Source organism: Agarivorans sp. D1326, from assembly GCF_056958115.1.
The window spans coordinates 106745-120200 of the sequence record NZ_JBTWEN010000005.1; the positions used below are offsets into that span (position 1 = coordinate 106745).

The window sequence follows — 13456 nt, forward strand, 5'->3', positions numbered from 1 at the left end:
GTTAGCTAAACAGCCAGCTACTTAGAGAAGATAATGCGACGCAGCGCAGAATAGTCGAAACTGGTGTAACCGCCGTAACCGTTGCGTGCAACAAACATATTGTCGGCTTCGTCACCACTAGGAAGTTTAAATTTAGCACCGCTATGAGTAACCGCTACGTACTCATTTGAAACATAATAATATTTGTTATCGGCTTGAATAAATGCCAACTCACTCAGTGGCATAAACAGCGGTTTTCCTTTGCTATCTAAGGCAACAATGCGTTGTTGTAAACTGCCATCGGAGTTTTGGATCTGTAAATCTTGCATTTGCATCCATTGCGATTCGCTACCCGACTGTAGCCAAATTCTAACATCCTGCGCATTTGCAGTACCAAACAATAGAGAAATGCCAATCACCATCCATTTCATCATAGTATTTCCTTCCTTCTTTTGAAGCGCGATAAGCTCTTTGCATACGGCTTATTCACGTGCACTTTAAGTAGCAGCTTCACCCTTGTAAACGCCTGTTTGACATTTTTTCGGTGAAAGTCATGTTTCTGACCTCACTGCCTTTATTTTTATGTTTTTTTTATTACTCTAATCAAGCGCTAAGCGGCGCCCTTCCTAGTGAGCGCTATCTATAACTCTGTGTTTATATCCTATATTGTACTTGAAAAACATAAGCTTATGAAAACGTTATCTTCAAGTTATTCTAATAAAGTGTCAATAATTTGAACACTAACAGCTATACAATTATTGAGCCATTTTGTTGTAGCTAATTGTTTACGCTAAGACAAAATACCAGTGAAGCCCCGCGAACACTGAGATAATTCGTAATCTGGTGAGTGATTTATTAATCAATAGAGAAAGGAGAAAATCGACAAAATATAAACACTAGGCAGACAAACGCTTAAGTAAGCGATCCATTGCCCGATAGCTTAGTGCTTCCACAATGTCATTGCGTTGAATATCTTTTTGTTGCTTAAGATCGGCAATGGTTCTGGCTAAGCGCCAAACGCGATGAAATGCGCGAGCAGATAAACCTAATTGGCTAATACTGCTTTCTAAAAATTCACTATTTTCGAGGCTTAAACTGGCATGCTGGTGAAGCTCTTTTCCAGAGAGTTGGCTATTTAACTTACCGCTACGCTCCAACTGCAGCTTGCGCGCGTTAATCACCCGCTGTTTTATCTGGGCACTAGACTCTCCCTGCGCATGCTGAGTTAAACTGCCTTTGGGTAACTCAGCCACCTCAACACTTAAGTCAAAGCGGTCTAAAAATGGCCCCGATAGCTTACCAAGATATTTCAAGATTTGATCGGGGTTACTGCGTAACTGCTGACCTTGATAGTAACCACAAGGCGAAGGGTTCATGGCCGCCACTAACTGGAAACGTGAAGGAAAGCGCACCTGCAAAGCAGCACGAGAAATATGCACCTCACCCGACTCAAGCGGCTGGCGCAATGCATCTAAGGTACTGCGAGCAAACTCAGGAAGTTCGTCTAAAAAAAGCACACCATGATGGGCTAAGGTTATTTCGCCGGGCTTGGGGTTTGAACCACCGCCCACCAGCGCGACCATTGAGGCGCTATGATGCGGGCTACGAAAAGGCGGAATGTACCATTGCTCTAGCTCTCGTTGCTGAGCGCTTACCGAGTTTATTGCCGCCACCTCTATGGCTTGTTGCTCGGTTAAGCTGGGTAATATCCCCGGTAAACGACTCGCCAACATAGTTTTTCCGGTACCTGGAGGGCCCATCATTAACAGGTTATGTGCACCAGCCGCTGCCAACTCTAGCGCGCGTTTAGCCAAATGCTGACCTTGCACTTCGCTCATATCTAAGAGGCTTTCGTTAAGCTGCGGCTCAATAACTTGAGAATCCTTCAAGTTAAAAGCGCCTTGGCCATTAAGACCTGCACTTAACTGCTGCAAGCTGGCGCTGCCATGTACTTTTGCCTCTGGCACTCTTACCGCTGCGTCGGCATCTTGCTCGCTAGTCACCAAGGTTAAACCCTGCTGGCTTATTGATAAGGCGGTGGCAATTGCTCCGCTTACTGGACGAATTGCTCCTGATAAAGCCAGCTCACCGCAAAACGCCATGTCATTCAAACACGCTAGAGGAACATCACCAGCAGCAGCTAAAATACCAATAGCAATTGGCAGATCAAAGCGACCTCCACTTTTAGGAACATCTGCAGGCGCTAGATTTACGGTAATGCGTTTTGCAGGAAAGGAAAAGCCACTATTGAGAATGGCGCTACGAACTCTATCTTTAGCTTCTTTAACCGAGGTTTCTGGTAAACCTACAATAGAAAAGGCGGGCAAACCATTGGCTAAATGCACTTCTACAGTCACATTTAAGGCTTCCATGCCCACTAAGGTACACGTTTTAACTATCGCTAAACCCATTTGCTCTCCAGCGCTTAATAACAACTTACATACTAGTAGGCTTTTGCCAAAGTTGTTATTAAGTGACTGAAAATAGGTTTATTACTGTACGCTAAAGCACTGCTGCTGTTGCTGATGAAGCGCCGCTAATACCGCTTTGCGCTCGATTAAACCAATCAGTTTGCCGTTTTCTAATACTGGGTAACTTTTTGGTTTGTTATCCGTCATGGTTTTTGCCAAGTCGAGTACATTCTCATTTGGGCCAACACTAAGTACTTCACTGCGCATAATGTCTTTAACCAAAGCACTTTGATCACAGTAGTATCCGGCTTGCAGCATTTGAGTTACGCAGTCTAGCTCCGATAACCAACCAATTAATGCGCCTTTAGCGTCAACCACTGGGGCACCAAGCTGGTGTGAATTAGTCAGCAATTCGCTGGCCTCGTTAATGCTTTGCTCTTCGGTAAAACTCAAGAATTGAGCACGCATGTAGTGTCTAACATTAAGCTGTTGCATAAGACCTCCTTCAAGGGCCTTTAAGATTACAGCTCAAATGTAATACAAGCCAAGACAGATAAGAAATGGCTTATAACTATTAAATTGATAGGTAGGGATTTTGGCGCAAAAAAAGCAGCGAATAACGCTGCTTTTAAACCCACTATATTTGCGCTTAACTGGCTTCAAGCTGGGCCAATACTTCATCGATGGTAGTAACAATAAAGTCTGCTTCTTGTTTGCTCAAAGTTAGCACCGGACACAAGCACAAGGTATTGTTTAAGCTAGCAAATGAGCGGTTAGTTCTACCAATAATTAGGCCCTTAGCCATACACATTCCCGCCACCTTAACCGCCACACTTTCATCTACTGGCGTTTTGGCGTCTTGGTCACTAACCAGCTCAATGCCTAACAACAAACCTTTGCCTCGTACATCACCAATGATAGGGTGCTTGGCTTGCAAGCCTATTAGCCCTTCTAGCAAATAATCGCCCATCATCTTGCTGTTATGCACCAGTTCTTCTTGCTCAAGAATGCGTAAGTTCTCTAATGCCGCAGCTGGCCCCGCAGTACAGCCGGCAAAGGTGCTAATGTCTCTAAAATAGGCTTCACGGTCACTGCTATCAGCCATAAATTCATTAAATACTTCTTCGGTTGTTACTGTGCAAGAAATGGCGGCGTAACTAGAGGCAACACCTTTGGCTAGCGTGACAATGTCAGGCTTAATGCCATAGTGTTGGTAACCAAACCATTCGCCGGTTCTACCTAGGCCACAAACCACTTCGTCGATGTGCAGCAGTACGTCATATTTCTTACAAATCTCCATGATGGTAGGCCAGTAACCTTCGGGTGGTGTAATCACCCCGCCCCCTGCGGTAATGGGCTCTAAGATCACCGCTCCTACTGTATCTGGCCCTTCTTGCAGAATGACCTTCTCTAACTCTTTAGCCGCTCTCACCCCATAATCACTAACATCGTCAAATTGGCTACGATATTCACAACAATGTGGAAACTCTACAAAGCCAGGCGCAAAGGGGCCATATTGCTTACGGCGCTCCTCTTGGCCCGTTGCACTTAAAGCAGCGATGGTAGAACCATGATAGTCCCGCTCGCGGTACAAAATTTTGTGTTTCTTTCCGCCATATTTTAGATGAGCGATTTGGCGAACAATTTTAAAGGCTTTTTCATTTGCTTCAGAACCAGAGCTTGCATAATAAACGCGGCTCATACCGGGCATTTTGGCGAGTAGCTTTTCGGCAAATTCAGCTGCTGGAACAGTACCCGCAGTACTAGCAAAAAAGTTAAGCTCTGTAAGTTGTTTACTCACCGCTTCTGCAATTGAGCTGCGCCCGTAACCAACGTTAACACACCATACTCCGCCCGATGAGGCATCTAAGTAACTGTTGCCCTTGGCGTCCCACACTCGTGAGCCTTCGCCTTTTACCATAACCATTGGGTCTTGGCTTTTTAACACACTATGTTGGTTAAGATGATGCCAAACATGCTTACGATCTTGCTCAATTACCGCCGTATTTTCTATCGACATGCCTCTACTCCCTTAAGCTAATTCAATATTGCAAAGCATGCTTACGACATTAACTCAGGGTAAAACGGGTGCTTAGGACCAGCAATTCAAATCCATGGAGCCAGATAAACCCGAGAACAAAACTCAGTGCAAAGTGGCGCTATATATACTGCTAATTGGCCCTATAGCCTTAATGTAACAGCCTGCCATATTAGCCATTTACTCGGGTTTAAGAGATAACTAAATGCTTGATAACATGGCCGTAATGGTACCCATAGTGATCTTGGCGGCCTTGGTAAGAGGCTTTAGTGGTTTTGGTTTTGCTGCCATTGCGGTGATTGGCATGAACCTGTTTTTTACGCCGCAGCAAAGTGTGCCAGTTATCTTAAGCTTGGATTTACTGTGTAGCGTAAACCTATGGCAACAAGCCCGCCAACAAGCCAACTACCCAATACTCAAAAAGTTAATTGCGGGCTCCTTAATAGGTATTCCCTTAGGTCTAGGACTACTCCTTTTGTTGCCAGCAGAATTGCTCAAGCTAGCGATATGCTTGTTCATATTGCTGTTTTCTTTATTCCTCGCCTGCAATATGCGCCTACCTCACATGGATAAACCTTTAGCCCCAGGGCTATTTGGCTTTCTCTCAGGAGCTGGCACAGCGAGTGCTTCGGTAGGTGGCCCAATGGTAGTCGCTTACATGCTTTCTAGCCCGCTCAACCCGCAGCAACAACGTGCCACCATGATCTTATTTTTTATCGTGAGTGAGTTGCTATCGGTGGGCGGATTGCTAGCAACTGGAATTTTTAGCTGGCAGTCTTTGAGCCATATTGCTGTTCTACTTATTCCCACTATGTTAGCGGTGCGCTTAGGCCAATACTTGTTTAATCGTTGGCCGCCACGTTCATTTAAGCACATAGCCTTACCAGTGATGGTTACTGTGTCACTATTAGGGGTAAATGCCTTCCTAAGCACGATTAGCTAAAGCTCTGCTAGGAGATCCAAAAACACCCTCCTCAAAATTCAAAATAATCTCCATTTAATACTAGTGGCTAGCAAGACTCTCTAATGACCTTTAACTCATTTACATATAAGCTTGCGAGGACTGAAAACCCTAATAGCTCCTTCCTATGAAACTAAGAAAAATCAGCAAACTAAAACACATCAAAGTAATTAAAATCAATCACGTACCGATAATGATGCACTGGAGCTTATGCCTTACACTGCTTCTCGCGATCATAATTGGGTTTACTAATCCGTCTATAATTGTTGCGGCAGCTTCCTTTTGGGCAATAATATTACTTCATGAAGTTGGTCATATGTATCTAGCCCAAAAGTTAGGACTTGAAGTTATTTCTATCCACTTACATTTAGTTCACGGTTCATGTCACTACCAACGATCAGAGTATGACTACAACAATTACCTAGTAGCATGGGGTGGGTTCCTCGCCCAAGCAGCGGTTTTCATTCCAGCGATAACAATTTTCACATTATGGGGAGATCAGCTTCACTGGGTTGCCACTATACCTTTAGTTTTTTTAGGTCATATTAGCGCGATGATTGCTCTAATGAGTTTAGCTCCATCAAAAGGCTACGATGGTGACACGTGCTGGAAAGCAATTCCTCTTTACTTCAAACATAGAAAACCATTAAAACCAAAAAAACCAAAAAAAAGCTTAACACGTATAAAGTGAGCACTTAGGTGGATGTCCCTGCCCAACAAAAAAAGCCCGACATTAGCCGGGCAAACAACATGCAAAGGTAGAACTTGTTGCGCTTAGTTGCATCCTTTCCAAGGTACCAACTTGCTTTCTAAGAACCGCATAAACAAATCAAAGCAATAAGCGATTATGCCTATCACCACGATGCCGGCAATAACCACATCGGTAACCAAAAATTCAGACGCATTTAGCACCATAAATCCTATGCCTCGCTCTGCGGCCACCATTTCTGCAGCTACTAGGGTTGTCCAGCCAAAGCCAATAGCAATGCGCATACCGGTTAATACGTCGGGCAACGCACCTTTGGTAATTACTTGAGAGACCACCTGCCAGCGACTTGCTCCCATTGAATAAGCTACTTGAATTTGCTCAATCCGCACCGAGCTCACTCCCGCACGGGCACTCAATACAATTGGCGCCAGCATGGCTAGAAAGATTAAAGTCACTTTGCTTTCTTCATCAATACCCAGCCAAATAATCACTAATGGCAGGTAGGCTAAAGGAGGCAGCGGGCGATAAAATTCGATTATAGGGTCAAATATGCCACGCATCACTCTGCTACAGCCAATAGCGATACCAAGCGGGATACCAATTACACAGGCCAAAACAAACGCACCAAAAATGCGGCCTAAACTTGCACCAAGGTGTTCAAACAAGGTTGCGCCAGCAAAGCCATCAATAAAAATGTCCCAAAGGCGAGCTAGCACATCAAAAGGCGATGGTAAGAACATCGGTTTAATCATGCCAGCTTCGGTTACCAGTGCCCATAAACCCAAGAAAAATATGGTAGAGCACAGTGCAATTAGTTTGCTATCTCCAGCACCAGGCGTACCAAAATATTCACCACTTTGAACGGCTTTTTGCGCGGTTAGTTGTTTGGTGGTACTAACAACTTTTTTGGCAAAAGGAGTCAGCTCTTTTTTATGTGCTGCCGCGCTAACAGCCTTCTCATCGGGGCTAATGGGCGGAGTTAGAGATGAGGCACTCATGGTATTGGTCGTCATAATTTGTCCTTAGGCTGCCGCCGCTTCGTCGCCATGAATAATTGCTAACACTTGCTCGCGCATGGCAATAAAGGCTTCACTCGATTTCACTTTTCTAGCGTCTCGGCAGTCTAAAAACTGCTGGTTAAAATCAATCTTAAATTCATGCGTTATCCGCCCTGGTCGCGGCGACATCACAATGAGGCGAGTAGCTAACAACAAGGCTTCATCCACACTGTGGGTGATAAAAAACATCATTTTGTTGGTTTCGCGCCATACATCCAGCAAGAGCTCTTGCAGGGATTCACGAGTAAGCGCATCCAAGGCACCTAAGGGTTCATCAAGTAACAGCATTTCAGGGTTGTTAGTAAGCGCTCGGGCAATCCCAACCCGCTGCTGCATACCACCAGATAACTGGTACACCTTGTGTTGGTGAAAATCTTCAAGGCCCACCAGTTTTAAGTAACTGGCCGCGCGCTCTCGGCGCTCTTGTTTGTCTACACCTTGCAGCTTTAAGCCAAACTCGGTGTTTTCGATTACGTTTAACCACGGCAGTAGCGCATGTTTTTGGAACACCACGCCGCGATCGGCACCAGGGCCAACAATTTCATCGCCAATATCTAAACCACAAGCCACTCTGGGATAACCTTCAATAGGGCTAGAGCCTAAAGTGAGATACCCTTTGGTGGGCGCGATAAACCCGGCAATCAAGTTTAATAATGTGGTTTTTCCGCATCCTGAGGCACCTAAGGCAACCACAAAATCGCCCTGTTCAATGCTCAAGTTCACCTCAGATAAGGCGGTGACTGGGTCACCACCTTGAGCTGCAGGATAGACTACCGATACGTCATGAATTTCGAGAGTATTCATTGTTAAGTCTCCTGGTTTAGGCTGTTAGCCAGTTACATTTCTGCGGCTGCCGCTGCATAAGCAGGGTTAACAAACTTGCTGTAATCTGGCATTAAGTCGTTGATCTTCTTCTGCTCTTTCAAGAACTCTGAAGTGGATTTAAGTGATTGGCTGGCTCCGCCTTCTGCGCCACAACCCAACCAGCTGCAAGATAGTTGCGTAGTTACATCGGGGAACTCATAAAGGTCGAGCACTTCAGCTACCGTGTTTACGTCACCGCCACTCACTTTAGCAATAGACTGGGCAATTGGGTTGCTAGCATCAAAGCTCGCTTTGTTGCTGCGGTAGTCTTCGTCTAAATCAATCACTACTTTAAGCATTTTGCTCACAAAATCAGGGTTAGCAGCAGCAAACTCTTTATTCGCAACTAAGCCGTCAAAAGTAGGTTTACCCCAAGCACTTAAGGTGGCCGAAGTGATCAGCACCTTGCCACTTTGCTTGATTTTGCCCAGTGCAGGATCCCAAATAAACGCGCCGTCGATGTCTCCGCGCTGCCATGCTGCGGCTATAGAGTTAGGCTGCATGTTGATTAAGCGAACGTCTTTCTCGGTTAAGCCAAATTGCTCAAGTGCAAATAAGGCATGGAAGTGCGTAGTGGATACAAACGGTACCGCAATGCGCTTACCTTTTAAGTCGGCTGGAGAGTTAATCCCCGAACCGTCACGCACTACCAATGCTTCTGCATCGGCAATGTTTTCTAGAATCCATACCAATTCGATATCTACGCCACGGCTTACCGCACTTGCAATTGGGCTAGAGCCCGCCGAGGCTAAATCTAAAGCGCCAGAGGCCATCGCGGTCATTGCTTTAGCGCCAGAATCAAAGCGACGCCATTTAATGGTGTAGCCCGTCTCTTTTTCTACCAATTTCTCGTTAATGGCGTGCTTCCATGGATTGAACATTCCTTGGTATCCAATGGTGACCTCTTTTGCGGTAACCGCCGTGCTAATCATTAGTCCCGCCAAAGCTGCTATCGCAGTTTTCATCTTCAATTGTTTCATCGTTAACTCCTTGTTGAACCCGACACTTAGCGTGTTGTTTTAAGTTACTGCGTGCGAAAAACGAGCTATAGGGCCAATTTTTTTGAATTGCTGGTCCAGCGCAAAGCAACAAATAAAAAGCCATGTTGGCTAATAAATTGCTATTTCCAAACATGGGGAATGGAAGATATGCAAAATCTTCACCTACTTTTTGTAAGGATATGGGCATGAATGACTGCATGATGAATATTGAGTTACAAGCAGGTAGAGGCTTACAACAACAGATTAGAGAAAAGTTAGTAGAGCTGATTCAGCACGACTACTTTGGCACAAGGGCCCTGCCCTCCAGCCGCAAAATGGCGCAACTGCTAAAAGTGTCGCGTAACACAGTGGTATTGGTTTACGAAAGCATGGTGGACGATGGTTACTTAATTGCCAGAGAACGCAGCGGCTTTTTTGTAAACCCTGAATTGGACCAAGAACCAACTCTCAAATTGGTGCAAACTCGCCCTCATCTGGACCAAAACCAGCCAAATTGGACCCATCGCTTACGCAGCGCCCCGGCATCATTTAGCACCTTAAACAAAGATAAAGATTGGATAAATTATGCTTATCCCTTCATTTATGGCCAAATTGAGCCAAGCCATTTCCCCATTTATCAATGGCGAGAATGTTCTCGCATCGCCCAAAACCGTAATAGTGTGCATCATTGGATTGAAGATTATGTTGATGTAGATGATCCAGAATTGGTCACGCAGATTCGCCAGCAGATTTTGTCTAAACGCGGCATTACAGCCAGTAACGACGAAGTGCTAATTACCATGGGTACCCAAAATTCTTTGTACCTACTGGCTTCCTTGCTCGCGGGACAGGGAGTAAAAGTAGGGGTAGAAAACCCCGGCTATGCTGACTTAAGGCACATATTCACCCAATGTGGCTCTAAACCAGAGCCATTAGAGCTTGATCAACAGGGCCTAATACTCGGCCAGCAACTTAGCGATTGTGACTATGTATGTGTAACGCCCAGCCATCAATACCCAACTACCGTAACCATGCCTATTGAGCGACGCAAACAACTACTCGAACAAGCCGCTACGGACGACTTTGTATTAATAGAAGATGACTATGAAAGCGAAGTGAATTTTCATGAGCAGCCATTGCCCGCACTAAAAAGCATTGACCAACATGGCCGGGTTATTTACATCGGCAGCCTGTCTAAATCGCTATCACCAGGTTTACGCATAGGTTACTTGGTAGCAAACAAGCAGCTAATTGCCGAGCTACGCGCACTGCGCCGACTTATCTACCGCCACCCTCCAGCCAATAATCAACGCACCGCAGCGCTGTTTATTGCTCAAGGTTATTACGATAGTCATGTTCGTAGAATGCGCCATGTGTATGAACAAAAATGGCTACTCATGCAACAAGGTTTACAGCGCCACCTTCATCAATGCGTGATTAACGCAACGCCAGGTAGTTTTTGTTTTTGGATAGAACTGCCTAAGCATGTATGCAGTAGTGAACTGGTGACGCAAGCGGCTAAACAAGGAATATTGGTAGAATCGGGGGATACTTTGTTTGCCGAACAACAAGCACCCAAAAACTACATCCGCTTGGGGTTCTCGGCGATTGCAGAAGAAAAGATAAATGCCGGACTCGCCCTGTTAGGTAACTTAGTTAGCCAACTCTCACAGCATAGTCCTAGCGAAGCCTTACACGCCTAAATCAATAATACTGTGCAACAAACTACTCTAGCGCAGATATTCTTCAGCGCTAGAGTGGTTTGTAAGCTTAGCTAAAACCCCAAATTTAATCTGGTCCCTTCGGTTCATATTTCTGGCACTACTCGCCCACAACCTCCCTTGGTTAATCTAATTTCATTCCGCTGTTAGAGGCTATGACTCTAACCAGCCGTCAAAAATTTAGTTTGTTTAACAAGGAGTTATTTATGAGCAATTGCGTATTCATTACTGGCGCTACATCGGGGTTTGGCCTTGCCAGTGCTAAGTTGTTTGCTCAGCACGGTTACAAACTCATTTTAACCGGTAGGCGCGTAGAGCGTTTAGCCCAACTAGCTGATGAGCTAGGCCAACAATGCCAAGTGCATTATGCCAGCCTTGATGTGCGCGATAGCCAACAAGTAGCCCAGTTAGTAGCAGCATTGCCAGAAGACTTTAAACAAGTAACAGCGCTAATTAACAACGCTGGATTAGCCCTAGGCACCGACCCTTGTGATAAGGCCAGCCTTGCTGATTGGCACACCATGATTGATACCAATGTCACCGGGCTGGTTAATGTTACCCATGCCTTGCTGCCCATTCTTACTCAGCAAACGGTTGCCTCGGTAGTGAACTTAGCCTCGATAGCTTCTAATTGGCCCTACCCCGGCAGTCATGTATATGGCGCCTCAAAGGCCTTTGTCGCCCAGTTCTCTAGAAATCTACGCTGTGACTTAGTGGGTAGCGGCGTGCGGGTTACCAGCTTAGAGCCAGGTTTATCGGAGAGTGAATTTAGCTTGGTGCGCTTTGGCGGTGACCAAGAAAAATATCAGCAGCTTTACGGCAATAGCAATGCCCTGCAACCAGAAGACATTGCCAACATTATTTATTGGTTAGTAGAGCAACCTGCTCATATCAACATTAATAGCTTAGAAGTTATGCCCAGCACGCAAGCTTGGAACAACTTCAATGTTGTTAAACAAGCTAACTAATTACTTTTTCAATTAAAACTTAAATCGCTAGGAGATTATTATGATTATTGGCGTACCTTCAGAAATCAAAAACCATGAATATCGCGTTGGCTTAGTGCCAGCCTCAGTTCAAGAGCTTACCGCCCGCGGCCATAAAGTTAACATTCAAGCTGGTGCAGGTTTAGGCATTAATATCGACGATGCCGCCTACCAAAAAGCTGGCGCAAACATTGTTGGCAGCGCACAAGACGTGTTTGCTAGCAGCGAGATGATAGTAAAAGTAAAAGAGCCTTTGGCTCAAGAACGCGCGATGCTAAAAGAAGACCAACTACTATTCACTTATTTACATCTAGCACCTGACGTCCCGCAAACAGATGATCTGATAGACAGCGGCGCAGTCTGTGTTGCCTATGAAACAGTCACCTCAAATACTGGGGCATTACCGCTATTAGCGCCTATGTCTGAAGTAGCAGGCCGCATGGCAATTCAAGCTGGCGCTCATTGTTTAGAAAAATCAAACCTTGGACGTGGCATGCTGCTAGGTGGCGTAAGTGGTGTAGAGCCAGCAAAAGTAGTGATTATTGGCGGCGGCGTTGTAGGCCGAAATGCAGCCCAAATGGCGGTAGGCATGTATGCTGACGTAGCCGTGTTAGACAATAACATCGATACGCTACGCCAAATTGACGCTCAGTTTTCTGGCCGCGTTAAAACAGTATTCTCTAACCAATACAATCTAGAAAAATATGTTGCTGATGCCGACTTAGTGATTGGCGGCGTATTAATTCCTGGTGCTGCAGCGCCCAAGTTAGTCACTAGAGCAATGATCAGCGGTATGAAGCCTGGAAGTGCCATTGTTGACGTAGCTATTGACCAAGGCGGCTGTTTTGAAACATCGGTAGCAACCACTCACGCCGAACCCACCTTCATTGTTGATGACGTAGTGCACTATTGTGTTGCCAACATGCCTGGCGCAGTAGCGCGAACCTCAACATTTGCCCTCAATAACGCCACCCTACCTTTTGTATTGCAGCTCGCAAATCAAGGTTACAAACAGGCATTATTAGCTAACCCACACTTGTTAAACGGCTTAAATGTAATTCATGGTAAACTCACCAACCAAAGCGTTGGCGAGAGCCAAGCAAAACAATACATCGAAGCACTAAGTGCAATTAAAGCCGCGTAAAGAAAGCGACTAGCTAACTCAGGTTAGCTAGTCTTGGTCCTCGGGAATATCTCTAATGTATTTAGCCGGTACTCCGGCTACCACTGTATTAGCAGCCACATCTTTGTTAACCAAGGCACCGGCGGCAATCACCGCGTTATCACCAATGCTTACGCCAGGTAAAATATTCGCGCCCATACCAATCCACACGCGATCTCCAATGGTTACAGGTAAAGCTCGCTCTAAACCCTCGGTGCGCTGTTTGACGTTTAACGGGTGAGTCGCAGTAGAAATGTTCACAGCAGGAGCCAGCATCACGTCATCGCCGATGGTGACAGGCGCGCTATCAAGAATCACACAGTTATGGTTAGCATAAAAGTTCTTACCGGTGGTGATGTTATAGCCGTAGTCGCAGAAAAAATCTGGCTCTATCCAAGGATCGAGACTGTTTGGCAACAGCTCGGCTAAAACCTCGGCGCGTAGATCTTCTTCGGGGTGTAACAAATTGAGTTCGTAACATAGAGACTTAGCTTGGTTACGCTCTTCAACCAACTCTCCGTCAAAGGCCAAATACAACTCTCCAGCTAACATCTTTTCTTTTTCTGTCATGCTTACCTCTTCGAGAA

General features: G+C 45.5%; 14 protein-coding genes. 5 read left to right on the top strand and 9 right to left on the bottom strand.

The features are described 5' to 3' along the window. Positions 1–17 precede the first annotated feature (17 nt). From ACYFDN_RS11325 to ACYFDN_RS11340, 4 genes are all read right to left on the bottom strand, one after another. Positions 18–413: a hypothetical protein gene (locus tag ACYFDN_RS11325; protein ID WP_016402299.1), complete on the bottom strand. Its 396-nt coding sequence runs from the start codon at positions 411–413 to the stop codon at positions 18–20. A 462-nt stretch (positions 414–875) separates the two neighbouring features. Next, a complete protein-coding gene (locus ACYFDN_RS11330) occupies positions 876–2390 on the bottom strand; it encodes a YifB family Mg chelatase-like AAA ATPase (protein ID WP_483511176.1) in 1515 nt (504 codons plus the stop codon). A gap of 81 nt (positions 2391–2471) precedes the next feature. Further along, positions 2472–2885 carry a CBS domain-containing protein gene (locus tag ACYFDN_RS11335; protein ID WP_152783284.1) on the bottom strand — a complete coding sequence of 138 codons (414 nt, stop codon included), beginning with the start codon at positions 2883–2885 and terminating at the stop codon, positions 2472–2474. A gap of 154 nt (positions 2886–3039) precedes the next feature. After that, positions 3040–4410 carry an aminotransferase family protein gene (locus tag ACYFDN_RS11340; protein ID WP_483511177.1) on the bottom strand — a complete coding sequence of 457 codons (1371 nt, stop codon included), beginning with the start codon at positions 4408–4410 and terminating at the stop codon, positions 3040–3042. Between the two features lie 223 nt (positions 4411–4633). Here ACYFDN_RS11340 and ACYFDN_RS11345 point away from each other — a divergent pair, with 223 nt between their 5' ends. Beyond that, positions 4634–5371, top strand: coding sequence for a sulfite exporter TauE/SafE family protein (locus ACYFDN_RS11345; RefSeq protein WP_483511178.1), 738 nt, complete (start codon positions 4634–4636; stop codon positions 5369–5371). Between the two features lie 145 nt (positions 5372–5516). Further along, a complete protein-coding gene (locus tag ACYFDN_RS11350; protein ID WP_483511179.1) occupies positions 5517–6080 on the top strand; it encodes a hypothetical protein in 564 nt (187 codons plus the stop codon). 83 nt (positions 6081–6163) lie between these two features. Here ACYFDN_RS11350 and ACYFDN_RS11355 read toward each other — a convergent pair whose 3' ends face one another. Genes ACYFDN_RS11355 through ACYFDN_RS11370 form a run of 4 tightly spaced genes read right to left on the bottom strand, consistent with a single transcriptional unit; the run spans position 6164 to position 9208 of the window. Further along, positions 6164–7111, bottom strand: coding sequence for an ABC transporter permease subunit (locus tag ACYFDN_RS11355; protein WP_483511180.1), 948 nt, complete (start codon positions 7109–7111; stop codon positions 6164–6166). 9 nt (positions 7112–7120) lie between these two features. Further along, positions 7121–7960 carry a taurine ABC transporter ATP-binding protein gene (locus ACYFDN_RS11360; protein ID WP_152783274.1) on the bottom strand — a complete coding sequence of 280 codons (840 nt, stop codon included), beginning with the start codon at positions 7958–7960 and terminating at the stop codon, positions 7121–7123. 32 nt (positions 7961–7992) lie between these two features. Further along, positions 7993–9000, bottom strand: a complete 1008-nt coding sequence (tauA, locus tag ACYFDN_RS11365; protein ID WP_194164149.1) for a taurine ABC transporter substrate-binding protein — start codon at positions 8998–9000, stop codon at positions 7993–7995. Next, positions 8945–9208: a hypothetical protein gene (locus tag ACYFDN_RS11370; protein WP_016402309.1), complete on the bottom strand. Its 264-nt coding sequence runs from the start codon at positions 9206–9208 to the stop codon at positions 8945–8947. Before ACYFDN_RS11370 ends, tauA begins: the two co-directional genes overlap by 56 nt. On the opposite strand from ACYFDN_RS11370, the gene pdxR reads away from it, so the two are divergent. From pdxR to ald, 3 genes are all read left to right on the top strand, one after another. Next, positions 9207–10703, top strand: a complete 1497-nt coding sequence (gene pdxR, locus ACYFDN_RS11375) for a MocR-like pyridoxine biosynthesis transcription factor PdxR (protein ID WP_483511181.1) — start codon at positions 9207–9209, stop codon at positions 10701–10703. The two genes, ACYFDN_RS11370 and pdxR, sit on opposite strands and share 2 nt — an antisense overlap. Before the next feature lie 224 nt (positions 10704–10927). Further along, positions 10928–11689 carry an SDR family NAD(P)-dependent oxidoreductase gene (locus ACYFDN_RS11380; RefSeq protein ID WP_483511183.1) on the top strand — a complete coding sequence of 254 codons (762 nt, stop codon included), beginning with the start codon at positions 10928–10930 and terminating at the stop codon, positions 11687–11689. Positions 11690–11729: 40 nt separating this feature from the next. Continuing rightward, positions 11730–12851, top strand: a complete 1122-nt coding sequence (gene ald / locus ACYFDN_RS11385; RefSeq protein ID WP_483511185.1) for an alanine dehydrogenase — start codon at positions 11730–11732, stop codon at positions 12849–12851. Between the two features lie 27 nt (positions 12852–12878). On the opposite strand, the gene ACYFDN_RS11390 is transcribed toward ald, so the two are convergent. Beyond that, the gene (locus tag ACYFDN_RS11390) at positions 12879–13439 is read right to left on the bottom strand and encodes a sugar O-acetyltransferase (protein ID WP_483511186.1); all 561 of its coding nucleotides are present in this window, start codon (positions 13437–13439) and stop codon (positions 12879–12881) included. Between the last annotated feature and the right edge of the window lie 17 nt (positions 13440–13456).

Excerpts from the sequence above, each read along its gene's own strand:
- ald (WP_483511185.1), top strand. The coding sequence starts at position 11,730 with ATGATTATTGGCGTACCTTCAGAAATCAAAAACCATGAATATCGCGTT.
- ACYFDN_RS11340 (WP_483511177.1), bottom strand. The coding sequence starts at position 4,410 with ATGTCGATAGAAAATACGGCGGTAATTGAGCAAGATCGTAAGCATGTT.
- ACYFDN_RS11360 (WP_152783274.1), bottom strand. The coding sequence starts at position 7,960 with ATGAATACTCTCGAAATTCATGACGTATCGGTAGTCTATCCTGCAGCT.
- ACYFDN_RS11330 (WP_483511176.1), bottom strand. The coding sequence starts at position 2,390 with ATGGGTTTAGCGATAGTTAAAACGTGTACCTTAGTGGGCATGGAAGCC.
- pdxR (WP_483511181.1), top strand. The coding sequence starts at position 9,207 with ATGAATGACTGCATGATGAATATTGAGTTACAAGCAGGTAGAGGCTTA.
- ACYFDN_RS11325 (WP_016402299.1), bottom strand. The coding sequence starts at position 413 with ATGATGAAATGGATGGTGATTGGCATTTCTCTATTGTTTGGTACTGCA.
- ACYFDN_RS11350 (WP_483511179.1), top strand. The coding sequence starts at position 5,517 with ATGAAACTAAGAAAAATCAGCAAACTAAAACACATCAAAGTAATTAAA.
- ACYFDN_RS11390 (WP_483511186.1), bottom strand. The coding sequence starts at position 13,439 with ATGACAGAAAAAGAAAAGATGTTAGCTGGAGAGTTGTATTTGGCCTTT.
- ACYFDN_RS11380 (WP_483511183.1), top strand. The coding sequence starts at position 10,928 with ATGAGCAATTGCGTATTCATTACTGGCGCTACATCGGGGTTTGGCCTT.
- tauA (WP_194164149.1), bottom strand. The coding sequence starts at position 9,000 with ATGAAACAATTGAAGATGAAAACTGCGATAGCAGCTTTGGCGGGACTA.
- ACYFDN_RS11355 (WP_483511180.1), bottom strand. The coding sequence starts at position 7,111 with ATGACGACCAATACCATGAGTGCCTCATCTCTAACTCCGCCCATTAGC.
- ACYFDN_RS11335 (WP_152783284.1), bottom strand. The coding sequence starts at position 2,885 with ATGCAACAGCTTAATGTTAGACACTACATGCGTGCTCAATTCTTGAGT.
- ACYFDN_RS11345 (WP_483511178.1), top strand. The coding sequence starts at position 4,634 with ATGCTTGATAACATGGCCGTAATGGTACCCATAGTGATCTTGGCGGCC.
- ACYFDN_RS11370 (WP_016402309.1), bottom strand. The coding sequence starts at position 9,208 with ATGCCCATATCCTTACAAAAAGTAGGTGAAGATTTTGCATATCTTCCA.